19 protein-coding genes and 1 other annotated feature are annotated in these 20,478 nt (G+C 64.0%); of the genes, 15 read left to right on the top strand and 4 right to left on the bottom strand.

What is annotated here, in order from left to right:
• Positions 1-4: 4 nt before the first annotated feature.
• Together FNA67_RS21940 and FNA67_RS21945 are read right to left on the bottom strand one after the other, a co-directional pair.
• Positions 5-1,003 carry a glycosyltransferase family 2 protein gene (locus FNA67_RS21940; RefSeq protein ID WP_170267304.1) on the bottom strand — a complete coding sequence of 333 codons (999 nt, stop codon included), beginning with the start codon at positions 1,001-1,003 and terminating at the stop codon, positions 5-7.
• Positions 1,000-2,157: a glycosyl transferase family 1 gene (locus FNA67_RS21945; RefSeq protein ID WP_170267305.1), complete on the bottom strand. Its 1,158-nt coding sequence runs from the start codon at positions 2,155-2,157 to the stop codon at positions 1,000-1,002. The genes FNA67_RS21940 and FNA67_RS21945 overlap by 4 nt, the downstream gene beginning before the upstream one ends.
• Before the next feature lie 281 nt (positions 2,158-2,438).
• Between FNA67_RS21945 and FNA67_RS12475 the strand changes: the two genes are divergently transcribed.
• The 12 genes from FNA67_RS12475 (at position 2,439) to FNA67_RS12530 (ending at position 15,218) form a co-directional block, all read left to right on the top strand.
• On the top strand, positions 2,439-3,368 hold the full coding sequence (locus FNA67_RS12475; protein ID WP_147656251.1) for a Gfo/Idh/MocA family protein: 930 nt from the start codon (positions 2,439-2,441) through the stop codon (positions 3,366-3,368).
• A gap of 162 nt (positions 3,369-3,530) precedes the next feature.
• Positions 3,531-4,247, top strand: a complete 717-nt coding sequence (locus FNA67_RS12480) for an RraA family protein (RefSeq protein WP_342211039.1) — start codon at positions 3,531-3,533, stop codon at positions 4,245-4,247.
• 57 nt (positions 4,248-4,304) lie between these two features.
• Entirely contained in the window at positions 4,305-6,305 is a 2,001-nt protein-coding gene (locus tag FNA67_RS12485; protein WP_147656253.1) for an ABC transporter substrate-binding protein, read from the top strand.
• A 68-nt stretch (positions 6,306-6,373) separates the two neighbouring features.
• Positions 6,374-7,564 carry an exo-alpha-sialidase gene (locus FNA67_RS12490; RefSeq protein ID WP_210246383.1) on the top strand — a complete coding sequence of 397 codons (1,191 nt, stop codon included), beginning with the start codon at positions 6,374-6,376 and terminating at the stop codon, positions 7,562-7,564.
• A 44-nt stretch (positions 7,565-7,608) separates the two neighbouring features.
• Positions 7,609-8,604: an ABC transporter permease gene (locus tag FNA67_RS12495; RefSeq protein WP_147656254.1), complete on the top strand. Its 996-nt coding sequence runs from the start codon at positions 7,609-7,611 to the stop codon at positions 8,602-8,604.
• Positions 8,605-8,616: 12 nt separating this feature from the next.
• Positions 8,617-9,741 carry an ABC transporter permease gene (locus tag FNA67_RS12500; RefSeq protein WP_147656255.1) on the top strand — a complete coding sequence of 375 codons (1,125 nt, stop codon included), beginning with the start codon at positions 8,617-8,619 and terminating at the stop codon, positions 9,739-9,741.
• Between the two features lie 4 nt (positions 9,742-9,745).
• Complete coding sequence (locus FNA67_RS12505) at positions 9,746-10,822, top strand: ABC transporter ATP-binding protein (RefSeq protein WP_244616341.1); 1,077 nt, start codon at positions 9,746-9,748, stop codon at positions 10,820-10,822.
• Entirely contained in the window at positions 10,812-11,849 is a 1,038-nt protein-coding gene (locus FNA67_RS12510) for an ABC transporter ATP-binding protein (protein WP_147656256.1), read from the top strand. Before FNA67_RS12505 ends, FNA67_RS12510 begins: the two co-directional genes overlap by 11 nt.
• Positions 11,777-12,655, top strand: a complete 879-nt coding sequence (locus FNA67_RS12515) for an IclR family transcriptional regulator (RefSeq protein WP_145976746.1) — start codon at positions 11,777-11,779, stop codon at positions 12,653-12,655. The genes FNA67_RS12510 and FNA67_RS12515 overlap by 73 nt, the downstream gene beginning before the upstream one ends.
• 12 nt (positions 12,656-12,667) lie before the next feature.
• Positions 12,668-13,546 carry a dihydrodipicolinate synthase family protein gene (locus FNA67_RS12520; RefSeq protein ID WP_147656257.1) on the top strand — a complete coding sequence of 293 codons (879 nt, stop codon included), beginning with the start codon at positions 12,668-12,670 and terminating at the stop codon, positions 13,544-13,546.
• Positions 13,546-14,277, top strand: coding sequence for a fumarylacetoacetate hydrolase family protein (locus FNA67_RS12525; RefSeq protein WP_147656258.1), 732 nt, complete (start codon positions 13,546-13,548; stop codon positions 14,275-14,277). Before FNA67_RS12520 ends, FNA67_RS12525 begins: the two co-directional genes overlap by 1 nt.
• An 89-nt stretch (positions 14,278-14,366) precedes the next feature.
• Positions 14,367-15,218 (top strand): sugar phosphate isomerase/epimerase family protein, encoded by an 852-nt coding sequence (locus tag FNA67_RS12530; protein WP_244616343.1) that lies wholly within the window; start codon positions 14,367-14,369, stop codon positions 15,216-15,218.
• A gap of 7 nt (positions 15,219-15,225) precedes the next feature.
• Here the strand turns inward: FNA67_RS12530 and FNA67_RS12535 are convergent, their stop codons facing one another.
• Positions 15,226-16,116 (bottom strand): sugar phosphate isomerase/epimerase family protein, encoded by an 891-nt coding sequence (locus FNA67_RS12535; protein ID WP_147656259.1) that lies wholly within the window; start codon positions 16,114-16,116, stop codon positions 15,226-15,228.
• 127 nt (positions 16,117-16,243) lie between these two features.
• Here FNA67_RS12535 and FNA67_RS12540 point away from each other — a divergent pair, with 127 nt between their 5' ends.
• The 3 genes from FNA67_RS12540 (at position 16,244) to FNA67_RS12550 (ending at position 18,710) form a co-directional block, all read left to right on the top strand.
• Positions 16,244-17,731, top strand: a complete 1,488-nt coding sequence (locus FNA67_RS12540) for a GMC oxidoreductase (RefSeq protein WP_147656260.1) — start codon at positions 16,244-16,246, stop codon at positions 17,729-17,731.
• Positions 17,732-17,838: 107 nt separating this feature from the next.
• Entirely contained in the window at positions 17,839-18,249 is a 411-nt protein-coding gene (locus FNA67_RS12545) for a VOC family protein (protein WP_049705493.1), read from the top strand.
• Positions 18,250-18,257: 8 nt separating this feature from the next.
• Positions 18,258-18,710 carry a GNAT family N-acetyltransferase gene (locus FNA67_RS12550; RefSeq protein WP_147656261.1) on the top strand — a complete coding sequence of 151 codons (453 nt, stop codon included), beginning with the start codon at positions 18,258-18,260 and terminating at the stop codon, positions 18,708-18,710.
• 15 nt (positions 18,711-18,725) lie between these two features.
• Here the strand turns inward: FNA67_RS12550 and FNA67_RS12555 are convergent, their stop codons facing one another.
• The gene (locus tag FNA67_RS12555; RefSeq protein WP_147656262.1) at positions 18,726-20,210 is read right to left on the bottom strand and encodes a SulP family inorganic anion transporter; all 1,485 of its coding nucleotides are present in this window, start codon (positions 20,208-20,210) and stop codon (positions 18,726-18,728) included.
• 69 nt (positions 20,211-20,279) lie between these two features.
• Positions 20,280-20,335 (bottom strand) — a sequence feature (sul1 is cis-regulatory element that is thought to sense ions involved in sulfur or methionine metabolism; They are found in Alphaproteobacteria).
• Positions 20,336-20,478: the final 143 nt, after the last annotated feature.

Here is a 20,478-nt window from a genome sequence, read left to right on the forward strand (position 1 = left end):
GGCTTCACGAAGGTTCGCGCCTGAACGGACGCTGCGCGACATGCAGCCAGAAGCCAGCCGACCAGCCCAGGTGCATGACCATCGCCGCAATGCCCACCAGCGGCAAGAACACGGCCGGAACCGCGTCATCAGGGTAGAACTTTCTGGCGGCACGCATGCCGAGCGCGATGCACCCGACGCCCCAGAGCGCCAGCGGCACGAGAAACCCCCAGTGCCAAATAGAGAGCGCCGCCAGAAGCACCACGGGCAGGATTGCAAGCGGTGCAACCTGGCGCAGGCGGGGGCGCATGTGGTGTTTGAAGATGTTCCGCGCCCTGCCCCCGCCGTACGCGAAATACTGGCGAAAGAGCCCCCACGCGTTGTCGCGCGGGAAATAGGTCATCCGGGTCCGATCTGTGAGCCAGATGGTATGGCCCGCCATCCGCAGCCGGTGATCAAGTTCGGCATCCTCGTTGGCGCGGAACGTCTCGTCATAACCACCCACCGCCCTGAAGGCGTTCACGCGCATGAGGGCGTGGTGCCCGTGGTCGACCGGTCCGCAGGCTCCCCCGATGCGGTGCGCCGAACCGCCCGTCCCGATGGGAGAGTTCTGCGCCGCAGCCACGGCGCGCTGGAACTGCGCCCGGCCCACGGTCACCATCGGCACGACAATGCTTGCAACCCGCCGCTGTTCGGCTTCGGCCACCAGCGCCCGGCAATAGTCGGGTGGGTAGGCACCATGGGCGTCCACCCGCACAAGGTAGTCGGCATCGTCGCCGAACTGCTCGACGGCCAAATTGACGGCGGCGCTCTGAACGCGCCGGCGGTTGTGGACAATGGCGATACGGGAGGTCCCTAAGGCGAGGCGCCCCACAATCGAGAGCGTCTCATCGGTGCTCCCGCCATCCGCGACGACGATGCGTGCATCGAGGGCCTCGGCTTCCACCAGAAGCGCATCGAGCAGCGCCCCTATGTGCCGGCTCTCGTTGAGCGTCGGGATCACGATGAGCACAAGCACACTCATGCCGCCTGCTCCATCGTTTCGCCGGTCGATTTCGTCCGGGCGAGTCGCTCGACCAGTTCCGCACACGCTTTTGCATCGCAACGGAAAGCGGCCGGGTCCATGGCCGCGACGGCGTTCGCCAGCGCTCGAAGCCGCTCTGGTGAGATGCTGGAGAAGAGGTCCGACAGCGTCTGCGGTTCAATATCGGGGATGGTCAGGCCAATGCCCAAACCCTCGATGAAGGTGGCGGTCTCGGTTCCTGCAAGGGCAATGGGGATGGCGCCGTGCAGGCAGCCCTCGTAGAGCCGGTTCGGCAGGAGCCAGCGCGAATTCTGGCCCTCCTCGAAGAAGTCGATCGCCCAGGAAAAGTGCACCGCAGAATAGAGACCTGGCAGATCATCCGGATAGCGATAGGAACCGGCAAATTTCAGGTTCGGCGAGGCGGCGACCTCGCCATGGAAATCATCGAACTCGGTGAGCGCTGGCCGCCCGCGCAACGTCACATCGAGACGCCCTCCAAGCGCCCTAGAAACCTTCTCGAGCGCGTTCAGCGACTTTTGGCAGCGCAGGGCGCCGAACCAGCCGACGCGGATGGGCGCCATGCTTCCATCGAGCGCGGGATTGCGGCCTCGTTCGTCGTCTGCCTCTGCGAGCACCTTGTTCTCAACGAGGAAGGCCGGAGGGGCTCCCACGGTATCGAAATAGTTGCTCAGAAAGGCCGGGGAACTGGTCAGCAGCAACGAGGCGCGGCGGAGCAGACGCTGTTCGATTGCCCGCATGCCCTTCCCCAACCCGTCGCTGCGCAACATCAGGCGGTGGATATCGAGGCACTCGTAGACGAGTGACGGCGCTTGCGGCCAAAGGTCGAGCAGACGATTGGCGATGCCCAGCATCTCCAGGTTGCGCGCGACGATGATGTCGGGGCGAGAGAGCGAACGTCCCCAGCCGCGAGCGCGGCTCGCCGCGCCCAGCGCTGCGACCAGACGCTGGAGCATACGGCCGTCATGAGTGATATCGAGCTCCACGAGCCTTTCCAGCGGCAGCTCGGCGGGAGGCGCATCCGAGCGACGGAACCCCGCAATCTCGACCTGCGCGCCGCCCAGGCGGAACATGGCCACGCGGCGCGCCACGGCCGGATCGGACAGGTTTGGAACCAGATAGAGGATTTTGAGCAAGCGAGTCTCCTGTCCCAAACGGCGGACCACGGCGCGTGGGAGTCCATGCGCGGCCCAGGAGCACACGAGTTGAGGATGGAGGGCAGATGCGGTCAACCGAACGAGCGATGACGCTGAATTGCTTCTCGCGCATAACACGAAACAGCCACAATCGGAGCCGGCCCGGGCGGTCTCGAAGCGTCCACTCCATCAATGGCGATCATAATTCTCGCGGCGGCCCGTCAATGCTAGGGTCCGGATAAATCTGGCCATTTCGTTGGGAGGCAAATGTGCGACTTGGAATGATCGGGACCGGCAACATTGCCGCACGCCACCTCTCGCTGCTCGGCGAAACCGATACCGACGTTGAGGTCGTAGCCCATCTCTCTCGCAATCCGGCCAGGGCGGAGGCTGCGGCGGCGGAGTTCGGCGGTCGCGCCTACCAATCACTCGACGCGCTGCTCGGTGAGGGGCGGCCCGACGCCGTGATCGTCACGGTGCCGCCCGCGGAGCATGGCGCGATCGAAGACGCCCTGATTGCGGCCGGCGTGCCCTTCCTGGTTGAAAAGCCGATCGGCCTCGATAAGGCGGTGCCTGCCGCCATAAACGAGCGGATCCTGAGCAAGGGATTGGTCGCCGCTGTCGGATACAACTGGCGCGCCCTCGATACGCTTGGTGCCGTAAGGGAACAACTCGCGATAACACCACTGCGAATGGTGCTGGGCCGCTTCCATGTCGGCACGCCAGCGGCGCCCTGGTGGCGCTTTGAGGCGCAGAGCGGCGGACAGATGGTCGAGCAGGCCTGCCACATGATCGACCTCGCCCGACACCTCGCAGGCGAAGGCCGGTTACTCGGCGCAGCCGGCAGCTTTGGCGCCCTTCCAGGGTTCAGCGACGGCGACGTCGCCGGAGCCAGCGCGGCGCTGTTGCAGTTCGGGACCGTCCCAGGCGTCGTGACGGCCACCTGCGTGTTGCCCGATGGTCCGGGGCCGGAACTGCGACTCATCTGCGAAGGCTGCGAGATCGTGGTTACGCTCGGTGCTGTCGAGTTCATCAAGGGCAAGACCGTGTCTCGCGTCCCAAGCGGCGCGAGCAGCTACACGCTCCAGAACCGCGCCTTCTTTGCGGCCGTGCGCCAGGGAGATCCGAATGCGGTGACCTGCAGCTATTCGGATGCGCTGGGCACCCACCGGCTCGCGATCGAAATCGCCGCCAATATCCAACATAACTAGCCAACCATTTCATTACTCCACTCCTCTGTCTCACATCGGCTTGACCGGTGAGAGTAATCGTGTTCGTATCATCACAAATAATGAACTGCGTTCCACAATGCTGAACGCGATAGGGAGGGGAAACTGAGCGCTCACACGCTTTCAGAAGGTGATCTGCTGCGCCTGCGCCGCTTCTCGACGCCGACCGTCTACAATGGATGGGAACAGGTCAGCCGGGTCGATCGTCGCAGCGTCGTCAATCGCGATGTTGTCCAGGATTTCATGCCCCAGTTCGGGCCGATGATCGGCTACGCCGTCACGCTGGAGGTCGAACCCAGCAATCCGCGCCATATCGATCGCTCCGAGGCACCGCGCGAATACCGCGCTTATCTCGAGAGCGTGCCCGGTCCCAAGATCGTGGTGGTCAAGGACGCCGACAGCCCCAACGTCATCGGCACTTATTTCGGCGAGGTCAATGCGAGCCTCCACCGGGCCCTTGGCTGTGTGGGCATGATCACCGACGGGGGCGTGCGCGATATCGTCGAGATGGGCTCGCTCGGTTTCAAGGCGCTCGCCCAGCGCCTCTGTGTCGGGCACGCCTATGCTTGGCCGGTGCGCTGGGGGCATGCGGTGGAAGTCTTCGGGCTAACCATCGAGCCTGGCCAACTGCTCCATGCCGACCAGCACGGCTTCATGGTCATCCCCGAGGAGGACCAGGCCCGTGTTCTCGAAGCCACCCAGTTCATGGATGCCAACGAGTGCCACACCGTGATCGGCGCCAGCCAGTTGCTGCGCGGAGGCACGATGGCCGAAACGCGCCAGGCCATGGTCGAGGCGGAAAAACGGTTCGGCGCCGCGGCGCGCCAGCAATTCGGCAAGTCCGGAGAATGGTCTGACTGACGAAACGGCTCCCCGGCGCCCAGCCGGGACATAACAGATCCACGGGAGGGGATTGGAATGCATAGTAAGTTGAAAGGACTATTGGGGGCCGCCGCCCTCGCCATAGTGGCGGGCATCGGCCTCGACATCACCACGACGGCGACCTACGCGCAGGCGCAGGAAACCAAGCTGGTCGACGACTTCATGACCTGGAGCCTTTCCGACTACGAGAAGGAAACAGGCAAGACTGTTCCCGAATTCAAGCAATCGCCCCAGTTCGACGCTGATGTCGCCAGCGGCGCCCTGCCCCCTGTGGCGGACCGCCTGCCGGCGCGCGAGGACGTCATGGTCGAGCGCCCGCGTGAAGGCATCGGCACCTATGGCGGCACGATCCGCTACAACGCCACCAATCCTCAATCCTTCGGCAATGTCGGCTATACCGCCTGGGACGCTCACCTGGCCGGCGTCACTACGAACTGGGAAATCGTCTATCCCGATATCGCCAAGAGCATCGTCCTAGCCGACGACAATATGTCGGCCACCGTCACTCTGCGCCGCGGCATGAAGTGGAGCGACGGGGAGCCGGTAACGGCGGACGACATCCTCTTCTTCTTCAACGATATCGGCGGCCAGGGCGACCTGCCTCCGCTTCCGGGCAACTTTGTCGTGGGTGGCAAGCCGGTCACGGTCGAAAAGGTCGATGACGAAAACGTCGTCTTCCATTTCGCCGCCCCCAATCCGGCTTTCATCCTGACGGTGGCGCGAGCGGAGGCAGGTTTCCCGCTTGCCCCCAAGCATTACCTGCAGAAGTGGCACAAGGACTACAATCCCGATGCCGACGCCGTCGCCAAACAGGAAGGTTTCGCTTCCTGGGTGGACGCCTTCGTCTCGCACCAGAACGGGCAGACCGGCGACTTCCAGGTCGATCCCAACCTGCCGGTGCTCAAGCCCTGGCGCCTGACCCAGGTCGATCAGTTCGGCAACCAGTACTACAAGCGCAATCCCTTCTACTGGAAGGTCGACACCGAGGGTAACCAGCTCCCCTATATCGATGAGCAGGTGCGCATGCTCATTTCCGACCCGGAAGTGGTCAAGCTCAACGTGCAGTCGGGCCAGCTCGACTATGCCGACAAGTTCGCGCAGGCCGACCTGCCGGTGCTCAAGGCCGGCGAGCAGGCGGGCAACTACACCACCATGCTCTTCAGCGCCGACCAGGGCGCGATTGTCAAATACCAGTTCAACCTGACAGTCGACGATCCGGTACTGCGTCAGGTCTTCAACGACGTGCGCTTCCGCGAGGCCATGTCCCTGGCGCTCAACCGCCCCGAAATCAACGACACCATCTTCTTCGGCCTGGGCGTGCCGCGCCAGTGGGGCGTCTCCTCCAAGTCCCCGCTCTACGAGGACTGGATGGGCCCCTACTTCGCCGACTACGACGTGGATAAGGCCAACGCCCTGCTCGACGAGATGGGCCTGACCAAGGGACCCGATGGCGTGCGCCAGCGCCCGGACGGCCAGCCGCTGCGCATCATCCTTTCTGACGCCATCAACCGCGTGCAGCTTTCCGAACTCGTCGCCGAGTACTGGACGGCGCTGGGCGTACCGACCCAGGTCAACACCGTGACCCGCGAGACCTTTGCGCAGGCGGTGGCGGCCGGTCAGGTGCAGGCTTCGGTCTGGTTCGCGGACGTGGTGTCGGAAAAAGACATGTATACCCGTCCCATCTGGTTCCGCCCGCCCTATGGCCTGGACACCAACCCCGTGGGCGGCGGCCTCGCCTGGCGGCAATGGGACCTGACCGGCGGCAAGGAAGGCGAAGAGCCCCCGCCCGAGTTCAAGGCCCAGCAGGAACTGGTCAATCGCTGGCAGGCAACCAAGCTCGGCTCGGACGAATACTACGCCCTGGGCAAGGAAGTGGTCGGCAACACCGTCAAGCAGATGCTGCACATCGGCACGGTCGGCGAGGTTCCCTACATCTACACCCGCTCCAACAAGCTCAAGAACTTCCCAGGCGACCAGATGCTCTACATCGACCACCTGCGCGGCGGTCATGCCGAGCAGTGGTACCTCGCCCAGTAAACCAGCCACGGGGACCGGGCGGATGATCCGTCCGGTCCAAGCGCCCCATCAAGCTTTCCGGACCCGAAATGATCCCCCTTAGCCAAGTCAAGTATCAGCCCGAGCTCTCGCGCACGTACCTGGGGAGCCCCAGCGTCGTGCGGCTGCCCGACAATGCGCTCGTCGTCAGCCACGACTATTACGGCGTCGGCTGCCCCCGGAACCACGAATCCGAGGAAAGCCTCACCTCCATCTACCGCTCGGAGGATAACGGAGCGACGTGGGTCAACATCACCCACATCATGAACTGCTACTGGAGCACCCTGTTCTACCACAACGGTGCCCTCTACATCTTCGGCACCAGCCAGCAGTATGGCTCCATTGTCATCCGCCGGAGCGACGACGGCGGCTACACCTGGACACATCCGACCGCGCCCGAAAACGGCTGGCTCTTCGCCGGCGGCTACTACCACGATGGTCCGAACTATCATTGCGCGCCGGTAGCCGTGACCATCCATAATGGTCGTATCTACAAAGCCTTCGAAGATTGCACGCCCTGTGTCTGGGGCACTGGCTTCCAGGCTTGCGTGGTCTCGGCACCAGTCGACGCGGACCTGCTCAATGCCGCCAACTGGACGATGAGCAACAAGCTCCCCTTCGATCCGGCATGGATACCCAAGGAATGGGGCCGCACGCTCAAGCCGGGCTGGCGCGAAGGCAATGTCGTGGCCGATCCCGATGGCCAGCTCTGGGACATCATGACTTTCGAGGCCGGACCGCTCGAGGCCGAAAAATCCGCCCGCATCAAGATCGAGGACGACGGCAAGCGCATCACCTTCGATCCAACAACCGGCTATTTCGACCTGCCCGGCTGTAAGGCCAAGCTCACTATCCGCCGCGATCCGGTAAGCGGGGAATACCTCACCATCGGCAATGCGCTCGACGACCATGCGATCCTGCGCCAGTGGGCCCGCGAAGAAGACGACAGCTTCACCCGCTTCCACAAAGACCACTCGATGCGCCAGCGCAACAAGGTCTACGTGCTGGCCTCCAAGGACCTCTGGAACTGGCGCCGGGTAAAGCTCCTCATCAAGGACGAAACCGGCCTCAAGCCCGAGGATTCCATCCGCCTGAGCGGCTTCCAGTACACCGATTGGCAGTTCGACGGCCCCGACGACATCATCTTCGCGGTGCGGTCGGCCTATCGCGGTGCCGCCAATTTCCACGACGCCAATCGCATCTACTACGGAACCGTCCCGAACTTCCGCCAGCTGCTCTAGCAACTGGCCTCGCCACCCTCGCCTGCCGCCAAGGAGGTTCATCGATGCTAGCCTATATCGTGCGCCGCCTTGGCTACATGGTTGTCGTGCTGTTCCTGATTTCGGTCGTCTGCTTCCATATCATCAACCTGCCGCCCGGCAGCTTCATCGAGACGTTCGCGACCCAGCTCGAGGCGGCCGGCGCCCCGGCCAGCCAGGCGCAGCTCGACTACCTGACCCATCGCTATGGGCTCGATCAGCCCCTCTACATCCAGTACTGGAACTGGATTGTGCCGCTCGTGACCAGCGGCGACTTCGGCTATTCGTTCGAGTGGCAGCAGCCGGTCTGGAACCTTCTTTCCGACCGCCTCTGGCTGACGATCATCGTGTCGCTGGTTTCGATGGTCTTCGTCTACGCCGTTTCCATTCCGGTTGCGCTCTATTCGGCGACCCACCAGTATTCGGTCGGCGACTACGCCGTGAATTTCCTGGGCGTCATCGGCCTGGCAGTACCCAACTTCCTCCTGGCGCTACTGCTGCTCGTCGCCTCGGCAAATCTCTTCGGCGTGACGCCGACCGGCCTCTTTTCACCCGATTACATCAACGCACCCTGGAGTTGGGCAAAGGTCATGGACCTTCTGATCCACCTCCCCGTGCCTGTGATCGTAGTGGGTCTGGCAGGCACGGCCGCGACCATCCGCATCCTGCGCTCGCAATTGCTCGACGAATTCCAGAAACAATATGTCACCACCGCCCGCGCCAAAGGCGTTCCGGAACGGCGGCTGTTGCTCAAATACCCGTTCCGCGTCGCGCTCAATCCGATCATCTCGACGGCCGGACACCTGTTGCCGGAAATCGTCTCGGGCTCGACCATTGTCGCCATCGTCCTCGGCCTCCCCACCATCGGCCCGCTCCTGCTGCGCGCTATCATCGCCCAGGACACTTTTGTGGCGGCGAGTTCGCTGATGCTCCTTGGCACGCTCACGCTTGTCGGCGTCGTGATGTCAGACATCCTCCTCACCATCCTCGACCCGCGCGTCCGCATGACGCGGACCAACTAGGGGTACGGGCCAATGACACTCGCCATCGACACCGAAGCTCCATCCGGCCCGCAGGGCGGCCTCATCCTCAGCCGCCGCCAGATCTTCTGGGCCAAGTTCACGCGCCATAGGGTCGCGACGGTCTCGCTGTTCTTCATCGTGCTGCTTTATGCGGTGGTGCTCGTCGCCGAGTTCGTGTCGCCCTACGATCCGTTCGAGCGGCATACCGGCTATCTCCTCGCGCCCCCGACAGCGATCCAGTTCGTCGACACAGAGAGCAATTTCCACCTGCGCCCCTTCGTCTACGGCCTCAAGAACGAGCTCAACCGCCAGACCTTCCAGCGTGAATACGTGGTCGACACCAGCGTGCGCCACGATATCCATCTCTTCGTCCAGGGCGAACCCTACAAGCTCTTCGGCTTCATCCCCATGAGCGTGCGGCTCTTCGGGGTTGAGGGCGACGGCAAGATCTTTCTCGCCGGCACCGATACGCTAGGGCGCGATCTCTTTTCCCGCATGTTGTTCGGCGCCCGCACCTCGCTCTTCGTCGGCCTTCTCGGCCTCAGCATCGGGTTCGGGCTCGGCCTCTTCTTCGGCGGCATTTCGGGCTATTTCGGCGGCGGCATCGACAATTTCGTGCAGCGCCTGACCGAGTTCCTGCAATCCCTGCCGACGCTCCCGTTGTGGATGGCGCTAGCTGCGCTCGTGCCCGCCGACTGGTCGCCGACGCAGGTCTATTTCGGCATATCGACCGTGCTGGCCGTCGTCGGGTGGACGACACTTGCCCGCGTCGTGCGCGGCAAGCTTTTGAGCCTGCGTGAAGAAGACTACGTCATGGCCGCCAAGGTCTCGGGGGTGAGCGAAGCGCGCATCATCACCAGCCACCTGCTGCCCGGTTTCATGAGCTACCTTATCGTCCACCTGACCCTGGCGGTGCCGCAGATGATCCTGGGTGAGGTGGCGCTCAGCTTCCTCGGCCTGGGCCTGCGTCCCCCGGCCGTCAGCCTCGGCACGCTTCTCATCGATTCCCAGAACATCCAGACCGTCACCCTCAGCCCCTGGCTGCTGGTGCCCGGCGGGCTCGTGATCCTAATCGTCGTCGCCTTCAGCTTCCTCGGCGACGGCCTGCGCGATGCTCTCGACCCCTATAGGAGCTAGCCAGATGTCCACGACGGCTCAAACCCAAACCAAGATGCTCCCTGCCGGCGAACCGCTGCTCGAGGTCAAGGACCTGCGCGTCGTGCTGCCGCTCATGGAGGGCAACCTTGTCGCCGCCGATGGCGTAAATTTCACCATCCAGCAGGGCCGCACGCTTGGTCTCGTGGGGGAATCCGGGTGCGGCAAGACCATGACCGCTCAGTCGATTCTCAAGATCAGTCCGAAGATCGCCCGCACCACCGGCGAAATCCTGCTGCACTACCCCGACAAGCCCTCCACCGACATCGTCGGCCTGGGCAAGGAAGATCGCGAACTCCTGAGCATCCGCGGTGGGGAGTGCGCCATGATCTTCCAGGAACCGATGACTTCGTTCTCTCCAGTGCACACCATCGGCAATCAACTGATCGAGGCGGTGCTCCTGCATCGCACGCGCGACAAGCACCAGGCGCGCGAGATCGCCATCGGCATGCTGGCGAAGGTCGGCATCCCTGCGCCCGCCGAGACGCTCAGGAAATACCCGCACCACCTCTCGGGCGGCATGCGCCAGCGCGCCATGATCGCCATGGCGCTGGCCTCCCAGCCGCGCCTGCTGATAGCGGACGAACCCACTACTGCCCTCGACGTCACCGTCCAGGCGCAGGTCCTGCGCCTGATGCGCGACCTCCAGCGCGACCTCGGCATGGCCATTCTCTATATCTCGCACGATCTCGGCGTCATCGCCCGCATGGCCGACGACGTGGCCGTCATGTACATGGGCTCAATCGTCGAGCAGGCGCCCGTCCGCGACCTCTTCCGGGCGCCGAAACACCCTTATACGCGTGGCCTTATGGCCTCGGTGCCCCGCATCGGCAAGCGCTCGGGCGAGCCGCTGCAATCGATCGGCGGCAACGTGCCGATCCCCATCAACAAACCCAGGGCCTGCGGGTTCTTCCCGCGTTGCCCCGTCGCCATCAGTGGCATCTGCGATCGCGCCGTACCGCCGCTGGTCGATGTCGCTACCGGCCACAAGTCCGCCTGCTTCAAGTATCCGGAAGTCCTCGCGGCCGCCGGCCTTGCCCAGGAGGCGGCGCATGTCCACTAAACCGCTGCTCAAGGTCCAGAACCTCAAGAAATATTACCCGATCGAAAGCGGGCTCATGCGCAAGGTCACTGGCCATGTCAAAGCCGTGGACGATGTAAGCTTCGAACTCGCCCAGGGTGAGGTGCTCGGGCTCGTTGGAGAATCCGGGTGCGGCAAGACCACCCTGGGCCGCTGCATCATCCGCGCCATCGACCCCACCGCCGGCTCGGCCCAGTTCACGCCGGGCGACGATGTTTCCATCGATCTCGCCAGCGCCGACAAGAAGACGCTCCAGTCCGTGCGCCCGCACATGAACATGGTCTTCCAGGACCCGTTCTCCTCGCTATCCCCGCGCATGACCGTGCGCGAGATCATCGGCGAGCCGCTGCGAGCGCAGAGGGTACCGGAACGCGAGATCACCCAGCGCGTCGAGCGGATCGCCGAGATGTGCGGGCTCAACCCAGCGCACCTCTCTCGCTATCCCAATGCCTTTTCGGGCGGCCAGCGCCAGCGCGTCTGCATTGCCCGCGCGCTTGTCACCAACCCGGTTTTGCTGGTGGCCGACGAGCCGGTTTCAGCGCTCGACGTCTCCATCCAAGCGCAAATCCTCAACCTGCTGCAGCGCCTGCAGCGCGAGTTGAATCTAAGCTTTATCTTCGTGGCCCATGACTTGAGCGTAGTTGAACACATCGCCGACCGCGTCGCGGTCATGTATGTCGGCAAAATCATTGAATTGGCGTCAAATGAGGACTTGTATTCGCGTCCCCGGCACCCCTATACCGAGGCGCTTCTGTCGGCAGTACCGAAGCCGGATCCGGATCTCGCCGACGAAACCATAATATTGGGGGGCGAGGTCGCCAGCGCGGCAAACCCTCCTTCTGGCTGTTATTTTCATCCCCGCTGCCGCTATGCGGGCGATGTCTGCAAGAACGCCGCGCCGCCGCTCCGCGAGATCGAGCCAGGCCACTGGTCGGCATGCCACTTCGCCGAGAGCCTGGACCTCGCGGGCGTCGTGCCCGAGCAGGACGAGGGAGAGATCGTGACGTGACGACCACGGAACGCAAAACATCCACCAACAAGAGCCTCGCCAAGGCGGTTCGCATGCTCAAGCTGTTCAGCGCCCAGGAGCCTCGCCTGGCGCTGGCCGAAATCAGCGCGCGGCTGGAAATGCCCAAGAGCACCACCCACGCGATCCTGCGCTCGCTCGTCGCCGAAGGCCTTATCGAGAAGATCGGCGGCGAGGCCTATGCCCTCGGCACCGGCATCCTGGCGCTGTCGCAGTCGGTGCGGGTGAACGTGGAAATCCGCGACCGCGCTGCCCCGCACGTCCGCGCGCTGGCGGACAAGGCAGGCGAGTCGGTCTACCTCACGTTCCTTGAAGGCGATCACATCCTTTACATCTATGCCGTCGAATCCTCCCGCCGCCTGATCGCGCGCACCGCGGTCGGCGATCGAATGCCGATGCACTGCACGGGCGTCGGCAAGGCCATTCTCGCCCACCTGCCCGAAGACGAAGCCCGCGGCATCCTCGGGCGGGTCGGGATGCCCAGGATCACCCCCAACACCATCACCGATCTCGACGCACTGATGGCCGATCTTGCCGCCATCCGCGAGCGCGGTTTCTCCTTCGACAACGGCGAGAATGAAACCGGCAACTATTGCGTCGGGGCGCCGGTCTACGGCGCGCGCGGCCGGGTGATCGGCGGCTGCTCGATTTCAGGCACCGACCCCGAGATCATCGGCAGCCGTGCACCGGAAATCGCCCGACTGCTGATTTCTGCCTGCCTCGATATGTCACGCAACCTCGGTTACGTGCCGCCATCCTTTTCTCAACTGCACTCAACGGTTCGCTGACCGGGGACTATCATGAACGAGCACAACACTTCCTATTCGGCACTCGGCGGCATTATCACCGCCATCCTCACCCCGATCCGCGCTGACCTTTCTATCGACACCGACCGACTGGTCGATCACGCACGCGATCTTCTCGCCCGCGGCGGAAGCCGGATTTCGACCTTCGGCAGCACGGGCGAAGGCGTCGCGTTCTCGTCGCCCGAGAAGCGCGAGGCCGTCGCTGCGCTGCTGGCAGCGGGCATTCGGCCTGACCAGCTGCTTCCCGCGATCATGACCTCTTCGGTCGGGACCGCCGCCCAGGAACTCTCGGACCTGGCAGCCCTCGGCTGCCGGGACATCCTCGTCCTGCCACCCTACTATTACGGCAATCCGCAGCTTGATGGCCTGGTCTCCTTCTACGAGGCCGTCTACGAGCGCGCCGGTCGCCCGGACGTTCGGCTGGTGCTCTACAACATCCCTGCCCTGAGCGGTGTCACCGTGACCCACGAACTGGTTCGGGCATTGCAGGCCGGCAAGGGCGCTCCCATCGCCGGCGTTAAGGATTCGACCGGGAATATTCAGAGCGGGTTGGCCTATGTCCGGGCCTTCCCCGAGCTGGCCATCTTCACCGGCGACGACCGAGTGTTGCCGCACCTGCTCGTGGCAGGCGGGGCCGGAATGATCGGCGGCCTGCCCAACCTTTATGTCCAGGACATCGTCTCTCTCTACCGCGACCCGACCGGACCGGACGCCGCCGCGCTCGCGGCACTGGCAGCAGAGCGTATCGCCCAGATTGACGCAACCGGCGGAATCCTGGCCCTCAAGGCGGGGCTGGCCGAACAGCGCCGGGACGATTCCTGGCGCCGCTGCATGCCTCCCCTCGACGGTGCCTTCCGCGCGGGAGCCCGGTGATGACTGACATGAACGCAACGGCCGATCTGCTCGAAGATCTCTGGCGGCAGGGCAAGACGCTGCCTCGGTTGCCGGACGAACTGACGCCACGCGATGTCGAGGGCGCCTTGGGCGCCCAGGCGGCTTACCTCAAACGGCACCGTAGTTGCGGCTGGAAGATCGGTCCCGGTCCGGGCGGCGAAGGCCGGATGGCGGCGCCCCTGCGCGGCGACATACTGCATGCGCCGCAGCAACTTCCCGCCGCCGCTACCCCGGCCATTGAGGTCGAGGTCGGGCTCGTGCTCGGCTCGGACCTCCCGGCAGGCAGCACCGCCGAACAGGCCGCTGCGGCGATAGGTGGATGGCACCTTGCGCTCGAGCCGCTCCGCTCGCGCTATGACGATCCCAAGGCGCAACCTCTGCCTGCCCTGCTGGCGGACAACCTGAGCAATGCAGGACTGATCCTTGGCAGCGGTATGCCTGGACTATCGGGTTACGTCGTCGACATCGTCATGGAACTCCACAACGGCGCAGAGAAGGTCGGAGAGTACCGCGGCCAGATATCGGTTCCAGAAATCGCCCAATCACTGGCCTGGCTTGCCGACTACGCTGCCGCCAGGGGCAAGCCGCTGGCGGCGGGAGATGTCGTGATCACCGGCGCGCGCGTCGGTCCCGTCGCCCTTCAGCGCGGCGCAAGCTACCGCGCCATCTCGACAATTGGCGAGGCCGCGTTCGGCGTCGCGCAAGGGTGACGCTGGCCGTAGGCCAACGCGGGTGTTGATTTTTCGCCGAGGGGTTGCCCAAATGTGCAACCTACCGCCTAAGCATGGTCAGCAGCGTCGTGAACGAACACCAACCCGCCGACGGGCAGCTCTCGCCCGCCAAACGCCCGATCACGAAAGTGAGCCTTAAGTGGTCGATGGTCGAGGAGGACTCGCTATCGATTCTTGACAAGTTCCGGCTGCTAAAAGATCTCGGCTTTGACGGTATCGAGTTCGATGCTCCTGACGACCTCCCAACCGACGAGATTCTGGCGGCCCGCGACCAGACTGGTCTCCTCATTCCGGGCGTCATCAATTCGTGTCACTGGAAGACGCCCCTTACCCACCCGGACCCGACCGTTCGCGATGCCTGCGTTGCCGCGACGATAGCGGCAATCGAAGAGGCCAAGGTTTACGGCGGCGACACCGTGCTACTGGTACCCGGGGTCGTCAACGAGACGACGAGCTATGTTCAGGCCATGGAGCGGGCCATGGATGGCATCGCCAAGATTCTGCCCCATGCCGAAGCGGCAGGAATTTCCATCGCTCTTGAGAATGTCTGGAACGACTTCCTGCTCAGCCCGCTCGAAGCCGCCCGGCTGGTGGACAGCTTTAAGAGCCCGCGCCTCGGCTGGTATTTCGACGTAGGCAACGTGCTGCGCTATGGCCGGCCTGAGCACTGGATCGAGGCCCTTGGCCACCGCATCCTCAAGGTGGACCTCAAGGAATTCAGCCTTGCCAGGATGAACGCGGAAGGCCCCTGGAAGGGCTTCGGCGTCGAACTGGGGGATGGCGACTGCAACTGGCCGGTGGTCAATCGCGCGCTGGCGGCAGCGGGCTACTCGGGCTGGGCATCGGTCGAGGTTCCTGGCGGCGACCGTCACCGGCTCGCCGCCATCAAGGAGCGCGTCGACCGGCTGGTCGTCGCCTAAGATCGTCCTAGCGCTTCACCTCGGCAAGTATCCTGCGGATGTTGTTGAGGCCGGTTTCGCAACCGAACAAGGTCGGCTCGTTACCTTCGTATTCGAGGGAAACGAACCCGTCGTAACCCGAAGCCACGACCGCCTCGGCGATCGCGTGGGTCTCCAGATCGCCATAGCCGAAGACCGAGCCCCGGATGAACTGGCCGCCATAGGTTTTGAGCCATCCCGGTCCCGGCTCGTTGCGACGCACGTAAAAATCCTTGAAATGGACGAAGCTCGCATGAGCGATGCTCGCGCGCGTACCCATCAACGGGTCCTCGTCCACGCACAGGAAATTGCCGACGTCGACCGTCAGCTTGAAGCTGGGCAGGCCCACGGCGTGTAGGAGCCGCTTGATGCGTTCGCTGGAGTTCATGAAGAACCCATGATCCTCCACGCTCGTGGTGACGCCGCGCGAGTGGGCATGGCTGGCAATCTCATGGCAGGCCTCGGCGATCCCGGCGAACTCGCGCTCGAACTCGGGCGTATCGGCCGAGCGGTTGCCCCAATGCACCACGTCATGGCGCAGAAACCCTACCTCCATGTCGCTGCAGAGATCGACATAACCCTTGACCCTATCGATCTGCGCGCGCCGGTCCGCTGGATCGGTGCCGATGAAATTTGCGCCAATGCAGATGCCGGATACGGGAATGCCGGTCTTGCCTGACGCGGCGCGGATGCGCCCAAGCATCTCCGCGTCGTCGCGGAGCTCGTAGCTCATATCGGCGCCCGGCGGCGCCACCGACAAGGTCGCGATTTCGAGGTGCTCGGCCCCGTGCGCCTCGAGCCAGACGAACACGTCCTCGATCTGCATGGAGCCATTCTCCATGAGCGGACGGAAACTGTAAGAACTAAGGCCGAGCTTCATGGCAACCCCTATCAATCATGTGCGCATCATCAAAACCATGGGTAGGCGTGTCAACGTTGCAATTGACAGCTCCGTGGCCCCTATCCCTTAGTTACCAGCATCATGAGTTAAGGGAGCTCTTTGGACTATGCAGGACCTGTCAGCCGATGTCGTTATCGTTGGGAGCGGCCCGACCGGCTCTGCCTACGCCCGGATCATCCGGCGCGACTGGCCAGAAGCGCGCATTCTGATGCTGGAGGCGGGTCCCTACCTGCGCGCCGAGAAGGGCGCGCATCTGGACAACATCGCCGACCTCGAGGCACGGACGGCGGCCGAGATCGGCGCCCAGGGCCCTACCCGTTCCGCCTATGCCCCGATCACCGAGGCCGAGTGGAACGAGCGCCGCGCTGGCCGCTTCGACGGCTCGCTGCTGCGGCGCCAGGGGCTCTTCCTCGCCAACGAGGCCGATCCCCATGACGAGACGCTATTCGCCGGTTTCGCCGCGGCCAATGTCGGCGGCATGGGCACAAAGTGGACGACTGGGTGTCCGCGTCCGTCGCAGTCGGAACGCATCCCCTTCATCGCTGCCGAGCAGATGGACGAGGCGCTGGGCCTCGCCGAAGACCTGCTCAAGGTCAACAAGGATCTCCACCCCAACGATCCGGGCGCCTCGAGGCTGCGCGAGCAGCTTGGCGCCATGTTCAACCAGGGTCGCGCGCCGGACCGACAGGTCCAGCCCATGCCGCTCGCCTGCACGCCGACCGCGAGTGGCTTCCTGCGCCACGGCATCGATGTGATCCTCGGGCAGATGCTCGAGGAGAGCGAGGAAACGTTCCGCATCCTGCCCGATACCGGCTGCCGCAGGATCATCCACGAGAACGGCAGGGCGACGGGCGTGGAAATCGCCACGCCGGGCTCGAACGACACCCGGCGCGTCGCAGCCGGCACGGTGATCGTAGCGGCGGACTCGCTGCACTCGCCGCAACTGCTCTACGCCTCGGGCATCCGCCCAGCGGCCTTGGGGCGAACCATCAACGACCATTATCAGGTGACCAAGCTCATCGAGGTGGAAACGGACCAGCCCATGCAATCCATGAGCTGGATCCCGCGTGTGGACGACTGGCCGTTCTCGGTCACCATCGGCCCCACCAGCGCCAACACCATGCCCTTCCCCGCCGACTTCAAGGGCCAGCCGGTGTTCATCGGCCTTTTCTGCGCCTCGGACGTCGACCCGGGCAATCGCATGGAGTTCGACGAGACCCGGACCGATTGGCTCGGCCTCCCCACGATCTCGATCAGGGCCCGCAAGACCCCCGGCGACCTGGCTCGGCTCGAAGAGGGCAAAGCGCTCGTCGCCCGCATCACCGACGCCCTCGGGCGCTCCGCACCAGGATTCGAAACGGTCGTGCTACCCGTGGGCAGTTCGCTTCACTACCAGGGCACCATGCGCATGGGTGAGCGCAATGATGGCGAGAGCGTCTGCGACGCCAACAGCCGCGTCTGGGGGTTCGAGAACCTCTATGTCGCCGGCAACGGCATCATCCCAACCGTAACCGCGACGAACCCCACCCTGTTTTCGGTGGCACTGGCCACCATCGGCGCGCGCCAGATCGCGCGCGAACGCCGCCAGACCTGAGCGCAAAACAACCCATGCCCGGCCAGGGCCGGACATGGGCCAATCCCTCTATCTCCCGTCACAATCCTCTTCTAGCCTTGGCCATCCATTCCTGAGGAGGATGCCTCATGCCCAATCGTCTCAATCCCTATCTGAGCTTTCGCGACAACGCCCGCGAGGCGATGACGTTCTACCAGACAGTGTTCGGCGGAAAGCTGGACGTCATGACGTTCGACCAGATGGCGCACGATCCGTCCGAGAAGGACAACGTCATGCACGCCATGCTCGAGGCCCCCAACGGCATGGTGCTGATGGGCTCGGACACGCCCAAATCCATGCCGCATTCCTCCGGCAGCGCCATTTCGGTGTCCCTGAGCGGCGATGACGAAGCACTCTTGCACGGCTATTGGGACAAGCTCAGTCAGGGCGCCCAGATCGCGGTGCCGCTCGAGAAGGCTCCCTGGGGCGATTCCTTCGGCATGCTGACCGACCGTTTTGGCACGCCCTGGATGGTCAACATCGCCGCCGCGCGCCAGTAGCCCGGGCCGTGACTCATCCGTTCGAACTGCGTCCGGCCACAACCGAGGACCGCGACGCGCTGGCGGAGCTATGGCACGCCAGCGCGAGCCTTCCCACCGTTGGGCCGCCGCAGATGCCCAGCCGCATTGAACTACGCGAACGCGTGGACCAGGAGTTTGCGCAAGGCTGGGTCACCACTCTTGCAGTGACCGGCAACGGGCTGGTCGGCTTCGTCGCCATCAAGCCTGCCGTCTCCGTACTGGACCAGTTGTTCGTCAGCCCCGACCACCTTGGCGGCGGCGTCGGCAGGGCCCTGCTCGGCCACGCCATGGCTGAAATGCCGGCCGGCTTCAAGCTGTTCACGGCCTCGGCGAACATCCGGGCCAGGCGCTTCTACGAAGCGGCCGGCCTCGTGTTCGTTTCTGAGGAACCCCACCCACGTTCCGGCCACCCGGTCAGCCACTATCGCTGGCATCCCTGAGGCGATGCTCGGCCCTCAGTGGCCGAGTACGCGCTCCAGCGCTCCGGGCTGATCGTGGACCGCGAGCTTGTCCATGATTGTGGCGCTCGCCTCGTTCATGCCAACGAGCTCGACCGAGACTCCCTCGCGGCGGAATTTCAGCACTGCCGTGTCGATGGCGCCGACGCCGGTCAGGTCCCAGATATGCGCCTTGCTGACATCGATGCGAACGCGCTCGATGGGCTCCTTGAAGTCCAGGGCGTTGAGGAAAGTCTCGGACGACGCGAAGAAGACCTGCCCCTCCACGAAATAGTCGCGCTCGCGCCCGTCCGCGCTCAGGGCCGAGGTCACGCGGAAGAACTGGGCCACCTTCCAGGCAAAGAAGATGCCTGAGAGCAGCACCCCCACGCCCACACCGAGCGCCAGGTTGTGCGTGCCGACCACCACGATGACCGTTGCCAGCATGACCAGGCTCGACCGGCGCGGATGCTTACGCAGGTCATTGAGCGAAGACCAGTTGAAGGTGCCGATGGAGACCATGATCATGATGGCGACCAGCGCCGGCATCGGAATGATGCCCACCCAGTCTCCAAGAACCATGAGCAGGAAGAACAGCACCGCGCCAGCCGTGAACGTCGACAAGCGGCCGCGGCCACCCGATCGCACGTTTATCACCGACTGCCCGATCATGGCGCAACCAGCCATGCCGCCGAGGAAGCCGGTGATGAAGTTGGCGATGCCCTGCCCCACGGCCTCGCGGTTCTTGTCGCTTTTCGTGTCGGTCATCTGGTCGACGATGGAGGCCGTCAGCAGGCTTTCGAGCAGCCCGACCGCGGCGACGCCGATCGAATAAGGCAGGATGATCATCAACGTCTCGAACGTGAAGGGCACATTCGGCAGAAGGAACACCGGCAGCGTCGAGGGCAGCTCGCCCAGGTCGGCCACCGTACGCACGTCGACCTTGATGATCATGGTGAGAATGGTCAGCACGATGATGCAGACAAGCGGCGACGGGACCGCCTTGGTCACGCGCGGAAACAGGTAGATGATCGCTAGTCCCAGCCCGATCATGGCGTAAGTCTGCCAGGGCATGCCGACCAGTTCGGGTAGCTGCGCCATGAAGATGAGAATGGCCAGGGCATTGACGAAGCCCGTGAGCACCGAGCGCGAGACGAAGCGCATGACATAGCCGATCCGCGCGAGACCCGCGCCGACCTGGATGACGCCGGCGAGGATCGTCGCGGCAAGGAGGTATTGCAGCCCATGGTCGCGCACCAGCGTCACCATGAGCACGGCGGTAGCGGCGGTTGCCGCCGAGATCATCGCTGGCCTGCCCCCGGTAACGGAGATGATCATGGCGATGCAGAACGAGGCGTATAGCCCCACCTTGGGATCTACGCCCGCGATCGCAGAAAAGCCGATGGCTTCGGGGATCAGGGCAAGCGCCACCACGATACCGGCAAGCACGTCGCCACGAATATTGGAAAGCCAGTCACGGCGGAAAGTCTCAAGAAAGGTCATGTTGAAAATCCAGGCGTTCGGACAAGACGGGAGCGCCAGGGCGGCCGGTCCGACAAAGCAAATTAACTGGAGTGTCCGGCGGATTGGCGGCCGGAAGAGCCACCCGGAGTTGCACCGGGTCCGATGACTGCGCCGTTTCTGCACGGGTGAAGCGACAAAATCAACCTCTCCGATGCCAGACGAGCAACGGCACGGGCGGAAGGTCATCTTCAGTTCGTCGCCCCCGAGTGACGATCTCTTAATTGCCGGCATCCTAAAACGGAGTTGC

The organism is Youhaiella tibetensis (genome assembly GCF_008000755.1).
Taxonomy (GTDB): domain Bacteria; phylum Pseudomonadota; class Alphaproteobacteria; order Rhizobiales; family Devosiaceae; genus Paradevosia; species Paradevosia tibetensis.